The sequence below is a fragment of the Nitratireductor sp. B36 genome (genome assembly GCF_020833685.1).
GTDB lineage: Bacteria > Pseudomonadota > Alphaproteobacteria > Rhizobiales > Rhizobiaceae > Nitratireductor.
In genome coordinates, this window is record NZ_JACKZY010000002.1 from 648,918 (window position 1) to 665,659 (window position 16,742).

A 16,742-nucleotide genomic window follows, 5' to 3' on the forward strand; every position below is an offset into this window, starting at 1 on the left:
ACTGTGCCGCCTTGCCAAGCAAGTCGAAACGATATAAACATATCTTTATATCTATTGGGAGAAACGCATGCTCATGCGTCCGGCAATTCAACTCGACCAGATGGTCGACACGTTGAAAGCGGCGGCAGAAACCAGCCGCCTGCGTATCCTTGCGCTCTTGTCGCAGGGGGATCTGACCGTGACCGACCTGACCGAAATTCTTGGTCAGTCGCAGCCGCGCGTTTCCCGCCATCTCAAGCTTCTGCTCGAGGCCCAGCTCATCCTTCGCTATCAGGAAGGCTCCTGGGCCTATTTTCGCCTGTCCGATGCCGAGGCAGCGCGCGAGTTTGTCGACGGTGTCATTGGCAGGCTGGATCGTGCCGATGCCGTCATTGAGCGTGATCTGGAGCGGCTTGCTGCCATCAAACATCGCCGCGAAGAGCGTGCGGCAGAATATTTTGCGCAGAATGCGGCGAGCTGGGATCAGATTCGCTCTTTGCACGTGCCCGACAAGGCGGTCGAGGAAGAGCTGTTGAAGCTCATCGGTGCGCGGCCGTTCCAGTCCATGGTGGATCTCGGCACCGGCACGGGGCGCATGCTGGAGCTTTTTTCCCCACTCTATCAGCGCGCTGTCGGGATCGACCTTTCGCGTGAGATGCTTGCGGTCGCCCGCTCCAATCTCGACCGCGCGGGCATTGGCCATGCACAGGTTCGGCTTGGCGATATTTCCGCCCCGCAGCTCGAGCGTGACGCCCATGACCTGGTGACCATTCACCAGGTCTTGCACTATATCGACCGGCCAGGGATTGCCATCCGTGAAGCTGCCCGGCTGTTAAGACCGGGCGGGCGGCTGGTGATCGTGGATTTCGCGCCACATGAGCATGAGTTCCTTCGTGAGGAACATGCGCATATGCGTCTGGGGCTGGCCGATGGCCAGATCGCCGAATGGCTTGACGAGGCCGAACTGGACCTTGCTGAAACACTTGAATTTGCGCCGCAGGGTGAGGCTGGAAGAGGTCTCACGGTCAAGCTCTGGCTTGCCCGCGACCGGCGCATGCAGATTGCCGATGGCAGAGTGCCGTCATTTGCTCAAAAGGAGACGGCTTGATGCCGCAACAGCGTTTTTCCCGCCAGCCCGATGTATCCGGAAAGCTCCGCGTATCGTTCGAGTTCTTCCCTCCGAAGACGGATGCCATGGAGGCGCGTCTGTGGGAGACGGTGAAACGGCTTGAGCCGCTTTCCCCCTCGTTCGTCTCGGTCACCTATGGTGCCGGTGGTTCCACACGTGAGCGCACGGCACGCACGGTCAAGCGCATCCTTGAGGAAACGCAACTTACGCCAGCCGCGCACATGACCTGTGTGGACGCATCGCGCGAAGACGTCGATCAGGTGGTGGGCGAGTTTGTTGATATGGGTGTGAAGCGCTTTGTGGCCCTGCGCGGCGATCCGAGTGCCGGTGTCGGAGCAGCATACCGCCCGCATCCCGATGGCTATGCCAATGGCGCTGAGCTGGTGGGTGCGATGAAGCGTCAGGGCGATCTGGACATTTCGGTCTCGGCCTATCCGGAAAAACATCCCGAAAGCCCCGATTTCGCCACTGATATCGACATGCTCAAGCGCAAGGTCGACAATGGTGCGACGCGCGCCATTACGCAGTTCTTCTTCGACAACGATCTTTATGAGCGTTATGTCGAGCGTGCGCGCCGTGCGGGCATATACATTCCCATCGTGCCGGGTGTCCTGCCGATACACAATTTCACGCAGGTGGCGAATTTTGCCGGGCGCTGCGGCGCCAGCATTCCCGGCTGGCTTGCAGAGCGCTTCGCCGGGCTCGAAGACGAGCCGCAGATACATGCTCTTGTGGCCTCTGCGGTCGCTGCCGAACAGGTGCTCGATCTCATGGAGCGCGGCATTGAGGACTTCCATTTCTACACAATGAACCGGGCCGATCTTGTTTATGCGGTCTGCCACATGATCGGGATTCGTCCGCGTTCCGCCTCGAAAGTGGAGCAGCCTGCCGCTGCTTGAAATAAAGGGCCGGATGAACCGGCCCTTTTCGTATCATATCAACAAACTCGGATGCGCTGCCTTCCAGGTGGCTGCTCCGATCATGGATTTACGGCAACACACCCATCACAAAGGCGCCGATAAACACGAATGCCGCGCAAATCATCAGTGCATTCACAGGCCGTGTCAGTCCCATGCCAAAGCCTCCTCTGCTTATTTGCAAGCCGGATTCTACGGATGGAGCGCTATCCGACAAGCGGATTTTATGCTGCGCCGCGGCAGGTTTGTGAAAAACCAACCCGTACTGCTCGTGCTCGTTTGAAATCATTGAGCAATTGGTCTGATTCACTTTGTGTTAACGGATGCGAGCCTGGAACCTTCCGTCGATGATGATCAATCCGACGGCGATTAGCACGATGCCGGCGATTTCAGAGGGAGCCAGCCGTTCACCCAGGAACAGACTTCCAAGCAATATGGCGCTCACGGGATTTAGGAAAGTGACCAGGGATGCATTGGTCGCGCCGGCGGTTGCCAGGATCCGGAAATAGATCAGATACGCGAATGCGGTAGAAAGCACGGCCAGCCCCAGGACCGCGGACCAGATTTCGCAGGAGAACCCGGTCAGGTTATCCGGTCCGTATAGTGCGAACACCAGAGGGATCATGATGATACTCGAGGCGGTCAGCTGGCCTGTGGCGACGATGGTTGGGGGCACGCCGCGAAAACGCCGTCCATAGATGAAGGCGAGGCCATAGGAGATCGCGCCGCCGATCAGCGCGAGTTTTGCCCATAGCGGACCGCCAAGCCCGGAGAGGACGCCCGGGCCGATCATTACGGCAGTGCCTGTAACGCCGAATGCGATGCCGGTCAGCTTCGCCGGAGTGAGCCTTTCGTCCGCAGTAAAAAAATTGGCAAGAAGAGCGGTCCAGAAAGGTGTCGTGGCATTCAACACAGCTGCAAGCCCGGCCCCCAATTGTGTCTGCCCCGTGAAGATCAGCGAAAAGGGAATGACGTTGTTGAGGAGCGCCAACACGACAAAGCCGCCGGCGAGAGGCAGAGCCATGCGGAAGGATGGTCCGCGGACGGTCAGGAAAAGATGGAGCACGAGGGCCCCGATCGAGACGCGAAACATGACAAGCACCAAAGGCTGCATCTCACTGACAGCAATGCGCGCGAAGAAGTAGGATCCGCCCCAGACCGTGCCCAGCAGGATGAGAAGAGCCCAGTCTTGCGTCGACATTTGATAACCGGTCGTCTGAGCGGGCGCTTGGGAAGTCATTGTCCCTCCTTCGGTTTGGATCATTTGTCCGCTTCCTGCGTTAAGTTGCGGGGAGGGGAGCTGCCACCCGAAACCTGCCTGAAACCCAACCGACGCGGTTTTCAACCGCAATCGCTGCGGTGGAACGTTTACATGCAACGCAAATCCACTACGCTTTCCTCCCGCCCTTTGCGTTCATTCGAACCAGGAGCTGCCAATGCAGATTTTTGAGACCGCCCGAGACGCTGCCCTCAAGCTACGTCCGGATGATCCGGTCTACTGCTTTCGGCCTGAAGTGCTCAAAGCCGATGCCCGCAATTTCATGGGGCAGTTTCCGGGCAAGACTGCCTATGCAGTGAAAACCAATGGCGAGAAACTCGTTCTGAAAACGCTGGCTGAGGCGGGTGTTGATGCCTTTGATGTGGCGTCTCCGGCAGAATTTGCCGCCGTCCGCTCCGTCGCGCCCAACGCCGAAATGCTCTACATGCATCCGGTCAAGGCGCAGTCGGATATTCGCCTTGCCCTTGAAGAGTATGGCATTCGCGTCATCGTGGTCGACCATGAGGACGAGGTGACGAAACTGATCCGGGTCGTCCGTGCCCTCGACATCGACCCCGGCTCGCTTACTGTTTTCGTACGCATTCAGACCAAAGGCCATGCAGCTTATGAACTGTCGAAGAAATTCGGAGCCGGCCCGGCGCAGGCAGTCGAGCTCTTACGCCGTCTGGATCGTCATGGCTATAAGCTCGGCCTGTGTTTCCATGTCGGGTCTCAAATCCAGGATCCGGACACTTACGAGCGCGCGCTCGCATCAGCCGACTGGGTGCGGGGCAGGGCCGGTGTCGAGCTTGCGGCCCTCGATGTCGGCGGCGGCTTCCCGGCGGAATATGGCCACGATCCCAACCGCAGGAAGCCCGAAATGCCAAGCCTTGATGAAATCATGGCGCGGCTGCGGGCCGACATCGTGGAGTGGGGTTTTGACGATATGCCGCTCGTGGCCGAACCTGGCCGTGTCATCGTCGCGCGTGCCTTTTCGCTGATTGTGCGCGTACTGCTGCGCAAAGGCCGCCGGCTATACATCAATGATGGCATATGGGCTTCGCTTTCGGATTCCTGGACCGGCAAGATCACACTGCCGGCCCGCTTCATTCCCGATCCCGCGATCCGCAATCGCAACGGTGATCCTGAAAAGCTGGTTCCGTTCAAGGTTTGCGGGGCCACCTGTGATTCCGTTGACATTCTTTCGCGTCCATTCTGGTTGCCGGAAACGGTGGATACCGGCGATTGGATCGAAATCGGCCATATTGGTGCCTATTCCCTGTCGCTAAGAACCCGTTTCAACGGGTTTTATCCCGATACGTTCGTCGAGGTAAAAACACCTTTCGATGCGGGCGCAGCGCCGGAAGGCTTTGCCAGCCTCGAAACCATGGCGGACTGACCGGGCGCAAAAGGACAAGGGGAACAGTTTTTGGAAGCGGAAGCACATGCCTTTCCTTTGACGGAGGTCGCCTTCGTCCTTCTCGTAGCCATTGCGCTCGGGCTTGGCCTTATGCGGTTGAAGCAACCGCCGCTTGTGGGGTTCATTCTGGCCGGCGTGGTCATGGGGCCGACCGGCTTCGGCCTCATCGGCAATTCCGAAAACGTGATAGCGCTTGCCGAGATGGGCGTCCTCATGCTGCTTTTCTTCATCGGCATGGAGTTGTCCCTCAGAGCTTTCATCATGAGCCTCAGGCCCGCCGTGCTCGTGACCGTCGGGCAATTGTCCGTGGCGCTGGCCATCGGTCTGTCCATTGCATGGATGAGCGGAACGGGGCTCGCCGAGGGCATCATCTTCGGCTTCATCATCGGTATTTCCAGCACGGTCGTCGCCATGAAAATGCTCGACGACATGGACGAACTGCGCCGTGATGCAGGGCGCATCGCCATAGCGGTTCTCATCGCCCAGGACATTGCCGTTGTGCCGATGCTCATCATCGTCTCCGCGCTGGGTGGCGCGGAGACCAGCCTCGTTGCCATCGCCGCAAAAGTGGCGCTGGCGGTCGGCTTTCTGGGATGGCTTTTGTGGTGGCTTGGCCGGCGGGGCAAGCTGCGCGTACCCTTCGCCGATGCAATCGGCGACAATGTGGAAATTCTTGCTCTTGGCGCGCTGGGTGTCTGTTTCGGTGTGGCGGCGCTATCGGGTTTCCTCGGCCTTTCGCCGGCCTACGGCGCATTCGTCGCGGGCATTCTGGTCGGCAACTCAAACCTTCGCGCGCGCATCATTCCCGTCATCGAGCCGATTCAGAGCGTGCTCGTGGTGATCTTCTTCCTGTCCATCGGCCTGCTGTTCGATCTGGGCTATATCTGGAACAATCTCTGGATGGTGCTGGGGGCAGCGTTTCTTGTCATCGCCGCCAAGACGCTGCTCAATGTTTTTCTGTTGCGCGCCACCGGTCATGATCGCAACACGGCGCTGATCGGTGGCCTTTCCATGGCGCAGATCGGCGAGTTTTCATTCGTGCTGGCGGCGGCCGGGCTATCGGCCGGCGCTCTGGCGCAGGACAGTTATCGTCTCGCGATTGCTGTGACAGCAATCTCCCTTCTCTTCTCGCCTGCCTGGATGTCCGTGATGCGTCGCATCGAAGACGTCGCGGCTCAGGGTTTCTCTTCCTATCGTGAAGCCTTGTCGGAAGCTTATGCTGATGAGATCGAGAATGTCGGTGAGGGACTTTGGTGGGTGCGCGCCCGCTATCGCGCCGGCCGGATGACCCTGCGCAAATGGCGCGCGCGCCGTGCGTTGGAAAAGGCCGCCAAGGCGGCCAGGAGGGAACGGGAGGAGCCGCCCCCCGAGGCTGTTACGATGGAAGCCACGACCCGGCAACCCGATCAACGAGAGGCCACCGGGACGTCGAAGCAAAAGGTCTAGAGGTTGGAAAACAGTGTCGGTGTCGGCCACCCGTCGGCGGGCAGGCCAAGGCGCAGTTGCTCCTGGCGCACGGCTTCGCGTGTTCCGGCCCCCAGAATGCCGTCGATCTTACCCACATCGTGGCCGCGGGCGGCAAGCTTGGTCTGCAGCTGTTTCATCGTCTCCGGCGCCAGGCCCTGTTCAGGCGATCCCACGTCGAAACGGGGCGCACCGGCAAGACGCGCGGCCAGATGTGCCGCCGTCAGGGTGTAGATGAGCGACTGGTTCCACTCTAGATAAATATCGTAATTGTCATAGACGAGGAAGGCTGGACCCTTGTGCCCCATCGGAAGCACCAGTCCTGTCGGCATTCCGTCGGCTGGTAGGGGGCTTCCGTCGCGGCGCGTCACGCCCATTGCCGCCCATTCCGAACGGGGCAGTTTGTTGACGCGGCCGGTTTTCTCCCAAGCCATCTGGTCGGGCACGCGCACTTCTTCCATCCACGGCTGACCGGGTTTCCAGCCCAGCGACTGAAGGTTTTTTGCTGCGGTCAGAATCGCGTCGGGAGAGCTGCCCTTAAGGTCAACTTTGCCGTCGCCATCGCCGTCAACACCCTTGGTGTAATAGTCGGACGGCAACATTTGCATCTGGCCGATTTCGCCCGCCCAAGCGCCGGTTACGTCAGCGGGCACCCATCCCTGATCGATCAGGTGCAGAAGCGCGATGAGCTGCGGGCGGAAGATTTCCGGACGGCGGCAGTCATGCGCCAGCGTGGCGAGCGCGTTGAGGGTCGAGAAGTCACCCTGCACGGCGCCGAAATCCGTCTCCAGCGCCCAGAAAGAGGCGATCACCGGCCCCGGTACGCCGAACTCGTTCTCTGCCCGTGCAAAGATGTCTGCATATTTCTGCAGATTGGCCGCGCCGTTTTTCAGGCGATAATCGTTGATCATGCGGTTGGCGAATTCCGCAAACGTCTGGTTGAAGACACCCTGTGCCCGATCGCGCTCCAGAACTTTCTGGTCGATGCGCGCGCCGTTCAGCGCGGAGAGCCCGCGCTCGCTAACTCCGTCTGCGGCAGCGTCCTGACGCACACCTTCTCGCCAGGCGTTGAAATCACCACCGCACTGTTGCGACAGGGCGTTGCCGGTGAGGCCGAAGGCAAAGAGCGCTCCGAGCAAAATGGTTTTACTGCGCATGTCTACTCTCCTTGGAAACGCACGCCGTGGGCGCTTCGTGTTGTCATCTGGCGTTGGCCTTCAGCCAGTTTTTCCAGGCTGTCGCATTGCCGTTAAACACGTTGATGTCGGCTTTACCCTCTATGCCGGGGATGACACCGGTACCGGTGTATTGCCAGAAGACCCACGGATGGTTTGCATATTTGTCGTCCGGGTGTCCGGCCACCGAGCGTAACCAGAAGGGATAGCCTTTGAAACTGCTGAGGCCGTTGTCGTCAAAGAAATCGATCGATGTGTAGATAATGGGGCGCTTGCCGTAATACCGTTCCACCGTATCGAGGAAAATCCGCATCTCTGCGCGCACTTTCTCCGCTGGCGGGCGGGTCGTGCAGGTTGGCGAGAAAGGGTTCCACTCCATGTCGAGCACGGGTGGGAGTGCCGAGGCATCCCGCGGCACGTTGCGGATAAACCAGCGTGCTTGTTCGATGGCCGGCCGGCAGAAGTAGAAGAAGTGATAGGCGCCGCGGGGCACACCCGCCGCCTTGGCCTCGCGCCAGTTGCGCGCGAAAAAGTCATCCACCCGGTCGCCGCCTTCTGTCGCTTTGATAAAAGCGAAAGAGATGTTGTTGCGCGCGACCTTATTCCAATCGATTTCAGCCTGATATTTGGCGACATCAGTGCCATGGATCGCATAGTGCCAGGGCGCCCGACCTTTCCATTCATGCGGGTCGGTGTCGCCAAACCGCAGGCCATGGCTGGTTGAAGCGGGTGTTTGCACCTTGGGAGCAATATCGGAAAAATCATAGTCGACCGTGGAGCAGCCAACGAGCAAGACGGATAGACTGGCGATGATCAAACGACGCATGATGTGCAGAGACTCCCCCGGATGCGAATCAGCGAAATTGAGCGTCGCTCACAGGAATAGGCGAAGATGACAGCCCAGTCACCACGACAGGCCCGGCAGCGAGACGAAATCAAGAACTGGAAGTGCGAATGTGGCTGATGTTCAGGCTTCTCAAGTGGCTCCTCAGCCTCATTTTGATCGTGCTCATCGGGGGGGCTTTGTGGCTGTATCTTGCTCCCCCCGCTCTTATCCGCGTTGGTTCCAATTACGCGGCCAAAATTATCTGCTCGAATGTCTTTGTAGCGGGCCGCGACCCGCAGACCGTGCTTGAGCAGGATGTTCAGGCGCCGGGGCACCCGCTCCTGAAGCTCATGCGCGTACGGGTCGAGCCGTCCGATGCCACGGTTCACACCGGCCTCTTCGGTGTTTTTGGCGGGGGGCTTGCCGTCTATCGCGGTGCGACCGGCTGCGCCGCCGTGCCCGATGGCGATGTGGACGCGGCACTGGGCGCCCGTTTCGACAGGCAGGAGCCTTCGCCTCAGGGGACGGATCTGTGGCCGGATGGCCCGCGCATCGACGTAAAGGGGCATGAGCTGGTGGCCAAACTGCTTGATGATCCCGCGCTCACCGGCCCCGGCATGCGCGCCGTGGTCGTCGTGCAGGATGGCCGCATCATTGGCGAGCGCTTTGGCGAGGATGTCGCCCATTACACGCAGCCCCTGATCGGCTGGTCCATGACCAAAACCGTTACCGCCGCCCTCATCGGCACCCGCCTCAAGGCTGGCCGCCTGTCGGTCGAGGACAGCAATCTGTTCCCTGAATGGGCGGATGACGAACGATCGCAGATCACCGTTGCCGATCTTCTCGCCATGGAGAGCGGTCTCTACTTCAACGAGGATTACGGCGATGTGAGCGATGTCACGCGCATGCTCTATCTCGCCTCGGACATGCCGGCCTTCGCGGCTGACCAGAAGCTTGAAAGCCCGGTCGGCGAGGTTTTCAACTATTCGAGCGGCACGAGTGTTCTCCTGTCGCGTGTGTGGCAAGACACGTTCAGCGCGCCCCAGGATGCGCTGGCCTGGCCCTATGAGGCCCTGTTCGGTCCGCTCGGCATGGACAGCGCTGTCTTCGAGACCGATACGCGTGGCACTTATGTCGGGTCCTCAAACCTTTTTGCATCTGCGCGTGACTGGGCGAAGTTCGGCCAGCTTCTCCTTCAGGATGGTGTGTGGAAGGGCGAGCGCATTCTGCCCGAAGGCTGGGTGCGGTGGATGCGCACCCCCACCGAGGCTTCGGGCGGCGAATATGGCCGTCATGTCTGGCTGCACGGCCCGCGCGCCAACACACCGCGCGGTGTACCGGAAGACGAGGGTTTCGACCTGCCTTCTGATGCATTCTGGATGCTCGGCCATGACGGTCAGACCATCACGGTCATCCCCTCGCTGCGCATGGTGGTTGTGCGCATGGGCCTCACACCCTCACGCCTCGGCTACAAGCCACAGGCGCTGATCGAGGCTCTGGCGAAACTTCCGGGGAAGATGGAGTAGGGTGAAGTTGTGCGTGGTTCGACAAGCTCACCATGAGGGATGGGATTGGCTGCACAACTGGTGAGCAAGGGCGTGGAACCGGTCTTCACCGCGAAGCTCCACTTCCCTCATGGTGAGCTTGTCGAACCACGCACCACGTCACTGCAACAGTATCTCGTCCACCACAGGCAGTTCCACAATCGCCTGCACGGCGTAACCGCGAAAAAACGAGTCGAAACGCAGGCTTGCGCCCCGTTTCTCGCATTCCGATTCCAGTGCTTCACGCAGTGAATCACGCGGTGTCACGTGGAAGGCTGCAAGCCAGCGCCGCAGTCCTGCGCGGAACCAGCCGGGCAGCCGCTCCTGCCGGCCGAAATCCACGATGTGCAGCGAGCCACCCGGCGCGACGCAGTCGAGGCCGGCTGCAATGGTCTCGCGCCATGGCGGGATCATCGACAGCGAATAGGAAATGAAAACCCGGTCGAACCGGGTTTGCCCGAACAGCGCTTCGGCATGGAAAGACGATGCATCGGCCTTGGCCAGTTGGGCATCAATGCCCTCGCGCTCCATGCGCCGCCTCGCGGTCGACAGCATCTCCTGCGAGATGTCGAGGCCGAAGAGCCGCGCGCTCGGATAATGGTCGGACACGAGCGCCAGATTGCGCCCCGTTCCACAGCCCAGCTCCAGTACCGCGCCGTCTTCCGGCACGTTCAGCCCGCCGATCAGCCCGTCGCGCCCAAGCAGATAATATTTGCGCGTCAGATCATAGATATGGCGCTGGCGGCGATAGACGGCGTCCATCAGGCTGGCGTGGCCTGCGGCCTGCGGCATGGCCATTCTCAGGCCGCCTTCACATAGAGGTGGAAGCCGCCATAGATCGCCGAGCGATCATTGGCTGAAAGTTCGCGCGAGCGGATTTTCTCATAGTGCCACTGGTTCAGAATGTGGTCGTGTACGCGGCCCGGCAGCAGGCTCGGTGCTGCGGCTGTGCGGAAAATGACGCGCGCGCCGGGCGCTGCCGTGCGGGTTATCTCGCTCCACAGCGCGTTAAGCTGATCATCGTTCATCCAGTCCTGGGCGTCGAGCAACACATAGCGGTCCACGCTCTGTGCCGGCTTTTTACCCAGCACATCCATCAGGTTGGCGTGATGCACGGTCACATTGCCTGCTGCTGCGCGGATTGTCTCGAAGTTGCGGCGTTCCAGATAGGCGGGCAGGGCGGCCTCGTCCTGTGCGGGGTAGTGGCGTGCAAAAGCCTGCCAGGCGAAATAGTTTTCCTTGAGTGGAAAATGGCAGGCGAGTTTTTCAAGGCGGCTCGAGAGCACGTCTGCCATGCTGCCGTTGCCGGCGGTGATGAGTGAATCGTACTGTGCGGGCGGAATACCCAGGCCGAACAGGGAGGCTTTGCGTGACGTCGCCCAGCGGACCAATTTCCGCTCGAAGAGGGGCCGCAATTGCTCATCGAAGAAAAGGCGCTGGTCGCGCATAGAACGTGATTTCATGATGTCGGCAGGGTTCACGCCATAAAGTTTTGCGACCGTGTGGCCCGTGGCGATGAAGAAGCCGAGTAGGCCTTTGCGATAGAAATTCTTGCTGAATGCATCGATCCGGCGGCGCCCGAGCGGTCCACGTTTTTCCCAATGCCGGCGTGACTGGGCATCGAGTGCGGGCGCGATGAAACGTTCATAGGCCTGTTTGTTGGAGCGCTGGTTGGTGGCGCCGAAAAACCGGAGGAGGTCGCCATGGTTTGGCAATGTCTTGAAGGCTGCGAGCTTCAGCCGGTTGAGCGCCACATGCGCGGCGTTCAGGTCCACGGCGTCGATCTTCGCCGGCTGGCGGGTGAGATAGGCCAGCACATTGCAGCCGCCCGACGCGATGGTGACGACGCGATGGCTCTCATCGAGTTCCATCGCCGCGATGTCCACGTCCGGGTCTTCCCAGATCTGCGGATAGACGAGGCCCGAGAAAAGAAGGGCGAAGAGGCGTTCGGAAAGGCCGGCGCGCGTGGTGGCCCTGTTCTGATAGACCGCCTTGCCGAGATGGCGGCGGGTGGAAAGGCCGGTGCCGGCTGAAAGATCTGTCATGGGTCTCTCCCCTCAATCTTTTATTGAGGGGCTACTGCGCTTCCATGACAGGCGCGTGAACGCTGAATGACCGAGTGTGACGGGGCTGTTAAAGGCGGGGAATATTCCCCGCCCGCAGTGCCGAGCGCTTTACGCCTTTCCGAACCCACCGGCGGTGGGCGTGGTCACGATCACCGCTTCACCGGCCTCGATGACTGTCTGGTCGCAGCCCTTGAGCGTTTCGACGTGGCCATCACGGCGGCGCACCTCGGTCTTGCCCATTTCTCCGTCTCCGCCGCCCTCTACGCCGCGTGGCGGCAGGGTGCGGTGAGAGGAGAGAATGGCGCATTCCATGGTTTCGAGGAAGCGAATGGTGCGGCGCGTGCCGTCGCCCGCATTCCACTTGCCCTTGCCGCCAGAGCCTTCGCGGATATGGAAGTCCTCGAGCAGAACCGGGAAGCGCAGTTCAAGGATTTCCGGGTCCGTCAGGCGCGAATTGGTCATGTGGACATGCACGCCCGACGCGCCGTCAAAGCCGCGTCCGTCATTCATGCGGCCAGCCGGAGAGCCGGAGCAGATTGTTTCGTAATACTGATATTCTTCATTGCCGAAGGTCAGATTGTTCATCGTGCCCTGGCTGTTGGCGATGGCCTTCATCGCGCCGAACAGCGCATTGGTGACGTGCTGGGACGTCTCCACATTGCCGGCCACGACAGCCGCCGGATAGGAGGGGCGCAGCATGCAGCCTTCCGGGATCACGATGTTGATCGGCCTGAGGCAGCCCGCATTCATCGGGATCTGCCCTTCCACCATCACGCGGAAGGCATAGAGCACCGCCGCGCGGGTCACCGGTTCGGGCGCGTTGAAATTGTTCTTTTGAACATCCGATGTGCCGGTGAAATCGACGGTCGCCTCGCGCTTTTCACGGTCGACGGTGATCTTCACCTTGATCACCTGGCCGGTATCGGTCGGATATTCATATTCCGATGCGTCCGGCAGGCGTTCGAGCACGCGGCGCACGGCTTCTGCCGCATTGTCCTGCACATGGCCCATATAGGCCTGCACCACGTCCAGACCGAACTGGTCGATCATCTTGCGCAGTTCCGCCACGCCCTTTTCATTGGCGGCGATCTGCGCCTTCAGATCGGCGATGTTCTGGTGCGGATTGCGTGCGGGGTAGGGGTGGTCGGTCAAAAGCGTGTGCAGGTCCTGTTCGCGGAACCGCCCGCCATCGACGAGCTTGAAATTGTCGAACAGAACGCCTTCCTCGTCCACCGTGGTCGCCAGCGGTGTCATGGAGCCGGGGGCGGTGCCGCCAACATCGGCATGGTGGCCGCGCGAGGCGGTGTAGAACAGGATGGTTTCGCCGCGATCATCAAACACGGGCGTGACCACCGTGATGTCGGGCAAATGCGTGCCGCCATTATAGGGCGCGTTCAGCGCGAACACGTCGCCGGGGCGGATATTGCCGTTGTTCAGCCGGATGATTGTTTCAACCGAACGGTCCATGGAGCCCAGATGCACCGGCATGTGCGGGGCGTTTGCCACCAGCGCGCCATTCTGGTCGAACACCGCGCAGGAGAAGTCGAGCCGCTCCTTGATGTTCACCGAATAGGCGGTGTTTTGCAGCGTCACGCCCATCTGTTCGGCGATCGACATGAACAGGTTGTTGAAGACCTCGAGCATCACCGGGTCGGCTTCTGTGCCAAGGGCTGCCATGCGGGCCTTTTTCTCCACGCGCCGCATGAGGATATGATCGAGTGCTGTGATCTCGGCCTGCCAGCCGGGCTCCACGACAACCGTCTGGTTGGCCTCGATGATGAGGGCAGGCCCGTTGATTTTTGCACCGCGCGACAGGGCTTCACGCCGGAAGACGCCGGCATCATGCCATGCGCCATCGCAGAAGATGGGACGCGTTTCGCCAGGCTGTGGCATCGCTTCGGTGGTCGCCTGCTCCTGCTCCACCGGTCGTCCGTCGCCAGCGTCCAGTCCCTCGACGCTGACGGCCTCCACCACCATCGGCTTGTCGTCATAGACGAAGCCGAACTGCGCCTTGTGCGCCGCCTCGAAGGCGGCTTTGGCAGTCTCAAGCGTTCCGTCGAAGGCAATGGGCAGCGTGGTGTCGGTGCCCTCGTAGCGGATTTCCAGCTTTGTGGCCCAGACCACCTTGTCGCCGGTGATGCCCTGATCGGCCAGTTCGGCGCGCACTTCTTCGCGCAGCGACGCCGAAAGCGCGTCGATGGCCTCCAGCGCGCTTTTTGAGAATGGCTGCATCAGCGCCTGCTGGCGCGAGGCAAAGACGGTCGCCAGCCCGATGCCATAGGCTGAAAGCAGGCCCGACATCGGATGGATGAGCACGGCTTCCATGCCAAGCGCGTCGGCCACGAGACAGGCATGCTGGCCGCCTGCGCCGCCAAAACAGTTCAGGAGGTAGCCCGTCACGTCATAGCCGCGCTGTACGGAAATCTTCTTCACCGCATTGGCCATGTTTTCCACGGCAATGGTGACAAAACCTTCGGCCACGGCTTCCGGAGGGCGCCCGTCGCCGAGCTTTTCGGCAAGCGCGGTGAAACGCGCGCGCACGGCGTCGACATCGAGCGGTTGGTTCTGCTCGGGGCCGAAAATGGCCGGGAAGAAGTCGGGCTGCAATTTTCCGAGCATCACATTGGCATCGGTCACGGCGAGTGGCCCGCCACGGCGGTAGCAGGCGGGGCCGGGATTGGCACCAGCCGAATCCGGACCGACCTTGAGCCGGTTGTCCTCGAAATGCAGCACCGAGCCGCCGCCGGCGGCCACGGTGTGTATGCGCATCATCGGCGCGCGAATGCGCACGCCCGCCACTTCCGTGTCGAAGGCGCGTTCATATTCTCCGTCATAATGGGCGACATCCGTCGAAGTGCCGCCCATGTCGAAGCCGATCACCTTGTCGAAGCCGGCAAGCCGCGCGGTCTCCACCATGCCGACCACGCCGCCGGCAGGACCGGAGAGGATCGCATCCTTGCCCTGAAACTTGTCGGCTGCGGTCAGACCGCCCGACGACATCATGAATTTGAGGCTGGGGCCCTGGCCGTTCTCATCGACGCCCAGTTCTGCCGCCACGCGGCTCACATAGCGTGACAGGATCGGCGACAGATAGGCATCCACCACCGTCGTGTCGCCGCGCCCAACCAGCTTGATGAGTGGTGAGGTCTCGTGGCTGACAGAGACCTGCGAAAAACCGGAATCGCGGCAAAGACTTGCCGCCGCTTTCTCATGCTCGGGATATTTCCACGCATGCATGAAGACGATGGCCACCGCATCGATGCCGTCGGCCTTGGCCGCCTCGATCTCGCCCTTCACGGCTCCAAGGTCGAGTTCCGTTTCCACCGTGCCGTCCACGCGTCGGCGCTCCGGCACCTCGATCACGCGCTCATAGAGCTGTTCGGGAAGAATGATCTCCTTGGCGAAGATGTCGGGCCGCGCCTGGTAGGCGATCTTCAGCGCATCGCGAAAACCTTTGGTGATGAGAAGCGCCACGCGGTCGCCCTTGCGCTCCAGAAGCGCATTGGTCGCCACGGTCGTCCCCATCTTCACGTCGCCGATCAGATGCGAGGGCATGGGCTCGCCCTTTTTGACGCCCAGATGATCGCGTATGCCCTGAATGCCCGCATCGGCATAGGCTTCCGGGTTTTCAGAAAGCAGCTTGCGGGCAAAGAGCCCGCCATCGGGGGCGCGGCCGATAACGTCGGTGAACGTGCCGCCGCGGTCGATCCAAAAATCCCATTTGCCTGCTGTCATCATCGGTTCCTTCGCATTATCCTTGCCGGAAGGAGAACCATGTCTCGGATAAAACGTCAATAATTTATTGACATATTATCTGGATGTGCCACGCTGCCCAAGTCGCAGCGAAGAAGGTGAGGGAACGCCTCCGTTGCATTATAGAAATGGGAGATCAAACATGCATCATTCCGTCAAGTTCGCTTTGGCCGCAGCTGCGCTCGGCTTTGCCACATCCGCATCGGCGCAGACCAAGTGGGATATGCCGGTGCCTTATGGCGACACCAATTTCCACACTCAGAACATCGTTCAGTTTGCCGACGATGTGAAAACCGCCACCAATGGCGGGCTCGAAATCACCGTTCATTCAAACGGTTCACTCTTCAAGCATCCGGACATCAAGAATTCCGTGCGTCAGGGGCTTGCCCAGATCGGTGAGATCCTCGGCTCGCGTCTTTCCAACGAAGATCCGATCTATGAAGTGGATTCCATCCCCTTCCTGGCCACCAGCTATGACGACGCGAAGAAGCTTTATGATGCGTCGAAGGACCAGCTTGCCGCAAAGCTTCAGGAGCAGGGGCTTCAGCTGCTTTTCTCTGTGCCCTGGCCGCCGCAGGGCATCTACACCAAAAAGGAAATTTCCTCGGTTGACGACCTCAAGGGCCTGAAGATGCGTGCCTACAATGCGGCGACCGAACGGCTCGCCCAGCTTGCCGGGGCATTGCCCACACAGGTCGAGGTGCCCGATTTGCCCACAGCCTTTGCCACGGGGCGTGTTGAAGCCATGATCACCTCACCGTCGACAGGCGCAAACTCCAAGGTCTGGGATTTCCTCTCTCACTACTCCGATGCGCAGGCGTGGCTGCCGCGCAATATGGTCTTCGTGAACAAGGCAGCATTCGATGCCCTGCCGGAGGATCAGCAGGCAGCCGTGCTCGAGGCGGCCGCTACCGCGGAGACCCGTGGCTGGGAGGCTTCCGTCAAGGAAACGATGGAGAAGACGCAGGTCCTGAAAGACAACGGCATCACCGTGACGGCGCCCAGCGCTGAGCTCAAGGAAGGGCTGGCAGCGATCGGTGCTGAGATGTCGGCGGAATGGGCCGAAAAGGCCGGCGACGAAGGCAAGGCCGTCCTGGACGCCTACAAGAACTGATCGCTTTGACAGGCGCTGCAGGCGACGGAACATTTCGTTGCCTGTAGACGCGTTGCCGCGTGCAACCGCAATCTGACCGTCGGAGCGGAGACGACGA

At 60.6% G+C, this 16,742-nt stretch carries 12 protein-coding genes; 6 read left to right on the plus strand and 6 right to left on the minus strand.

Features of this window, described 5'->3' with window-relative positions:
* Positions 1-67 precede the first annotated feature (67 nt).
* The gene (locus H7H48_RS09715; RefSeq protein WP_229448857.1) at positions 68-1,087 is read left to right on the plus strand and encodes a metalloregulator ArsR/SmtB family transcription factor; all 1,020 of its coding nucleotides are present in this window, start codon (positions 68-70) and stop codon (positions 1,085-1,087) included.
* Entirely contained in the window at positions 1,087-2,007 is a 921-nt protein-coding gene (metF, locus tag H7H48_RS09720; protein ID WP_229448858.1) for a methylenetetrahydrofolate reductase [NAD(P)H], read from the plus strand. The genes H7H48_RS09715 and metF overlap by 1 nt, the downstream gene beginning before the upstream one ends.
* Before the next feature lie 334 nt (positions 2,008-2,341).
* On the opposite strand, the gene H7H48_RS09725 is transcribed toward metF, so the two are convergent.
* Positions 2,342-3,265, minus strand: a complete 924-nt coding sequence (locus H7H48_RS09725; RefSeq protein WP_229448859.1) for a DMT family transporter — start codon at positions 3,263-3,265, stop codon at positions 2,342-2,344.
* 196 nt (positions 3,266-3,461) lie between these two features.
* Between H7H48_RS09725 and H7H48_RS09730 the strand changes: the two genes are divergently transcribed.
* A complete protein-coding gene (locus H7H48_RS09730) occupies positions 3,462-4,682 on the plus strand; it encodes an alanine racemase (protein ID WP_229448861.1) in 1,221 nt (406 codons plus the stop codon).
* 30 nt (positions 4,683-4,712) lie between these two features.
* Positions 4,713-6,149: a cation:proton antiporter gene (locus tag H7H48_RS09735; protein ID WP_229448862.1), complete on the plus strand. Its 1,437-nt coding sequence runs from the start codon at positions 4,713-4,715 to the stop codon at positions 6,147-6,149.
* Here the strand turns inward: H7H48_RS09735 and H7H48_RS09740 are convergent.
* Together H7H48_RS09740 and H7H48_RS09745 are read right to left on the minus strand one after the other, a co-directional pair.
* Positions 6,146-7,324: a lytic murein transglycosylase gene (locus H7H48_RS09740; protein WP_229448863.1), complete on the minus strand. Its 1,179-nt coding sequence runs from the start codon at positions 7,322-7,324 to the stop codon at positions 6,146-6,148. The two genes, H7H48_RS09735 and H7H48_RS09740, sit on opposite strands and share 4 nt — an antisense overlap.
* A 43-nt stretch (positions 7,325-7,367) precedes the next feature.
* Positions 7,368-8,168: a glycoside hydrolase family 25 protein gene (locus tag H7H48_RS09745; protein WP_229448864.1), complete on the minus strand. Its 801-nt coding sequence runs from the start codon at positions 8,166-8,168 to the stop codon at positions 7,368-7,370.
* Between the two features lie 128 nt (positions 8,169-8,296).
* On the opposite strand from H7H48_RS09745, the gene H7H48_RS09750 reads away from it, so the two are divergent.
* Positions 8,297-9,694 carry a serine hydrolase gene (locus H7H48_RS09750; protein WP_229448865.1) on the plus strand — a complete coding sequence of 466 codons (1,398 nt, stop codon included), beginning with the start codon at positions 8,297-8,299 and terminating at the stop codon, positions 9,692-9,694.
* A gap of 138 nt (positions 9,695-9,832) precedes the next feature.
* Here the strand turns inward: H7H48_RS09750 and H7H48_RS09755 are convergent, their stop codons facing one another.
* The 3 genes from H7H48_RS09755 to H7H48_RS09765 form a co-directional block, all read right to left on the minus strand.
* Positions 9,833-10,510, minus strand: coding sequence for a class I SAM-dependent methyltransferase (locus H7H48_RS09755; protein ID WP_229448866.1), 678 nt, complete (start codon positions 10,508-10,510; stop codon positions 9,833-9,835).
* 2 nt (positions 10,511-10,512) lie between these two features.
* Positions 10,513-11,757, minus strand: a complete 1,245-nt coding sequence (locus tag H7H48_RS09760) for a DUF3419 family protein (protein ID WP_229448867.1) — start codon at positions 11,755-11,757, stop codon at positions 10,513-10,515.
* 129 nt (positions 11,758-11,886) lie between these two features.
* The gene (locus H7H48_RS09765) at positions 11,887-15,513 is read right to left on the minus strand and encodes a hydantoinase B/oxoprolinase family protein (protein ID WP_229448868.1); all 3,627 of its coding nucleotides are present in this window, start codon (positions 15,511-15,513) and stop codon (positions 11,887-11,889) included.
* A 160-nt stretch (positions 15,514-15,673) separates the two neighbouring features.
* Between H7H48_RS09765 and H7H48_RS09770 the strand changes: the two genes are divergently transcribed.
* Positions 15,674-16,645 carry a TRAP transporter substrate-binding protein gene (locus H7H48_RS09770; protein WP_229448869.1) on the plus strand — a complete coding sequence of 324 codons (972 nt, stop codon included), beginning with the start codon at positions 15,674-15,676 and terminating at the stop codon, positions 16,643-16,645.
* The last annotated feature ends 97 nt before the right edge of the window (positions 16,646-16,742 follow it).

Coding starts and splice junctions, on each gene's coding strand:
- H7H48_RS09715 (WP_229448857.1), top strand. CDS start 68: ATGCTCATGCGTCCGGCAATTCAACTCGACCAGATGGTCGACACGTTG.
- metF (WP_229448858.1), top strand. CDS start 1,087: ATGCCGCAACAGCGTTTTTCCCGCCAGCCCGATGTATCCGGAAAGCTC.
- H7H48_RS09725 (WP_229448859.1), bottom strand. CDS start 3,265: ATGACTTCCCAAGCGCCCGCTCAGACGACCGGTTATCAAATGTCGACG.
- H7H48_RS09730 (WP_229448861.1), top strand. CDS start 3,462: ATGCAGATTTTTGAGACCGCCCGAGACGCTGCCCTCAAGCTACGTCCG.
- H7H48_RS09740 (WP_229448863.1), bottom strand. CDS start 7,324: ATGCGCAGTAAAACCATTTTGCTCGGAGCGCTCTTTGCCTTCGGCCTC.
- H7H48_RS09745 (WP_229448864.1), bottom strand. CDS start 8,168: ATGCGTCGTTTGATCATCGCCAGTCTATCCGTCTTGCTCGTTGGCTGC.
- H7H48_RS09750 (WP_229448865.1), top strand. CDS start 8,297: ATGTGGCTGATGTTCAGGCTTCTCAAGTGGCTCCTCAGCCTCATTTTG.
- H7H48_RS09755 (WP_229448866.1), bottom strand. CDS start 10,510: ATGGCCATGCCGCAGGCCGCAGGCCACGCCAGCCTGATGGACGCCGTC.
- H7H48_RS09760 (WP_229448867.1), bottom strand. CDS start 11,757: ATGACAGATCTTTCAGCCGGCACCGGCCTTTCCACCCGCCGCCATCTC.
- H7H48_RS09765 (WP_229448868.1), bottom strand. CDS start 15,513: ATGACAGCAGGCAAATGGGATTTTTGGATCGACCGCGGCGGCACGTTC.
- H7H48_RS09770 (WP_229448869.1), top strand. CDS start 15,674: ATGCATCATTCCGTCAAGTTCGCTTTGGCCGCAGCTGCGCTCGGCTTT.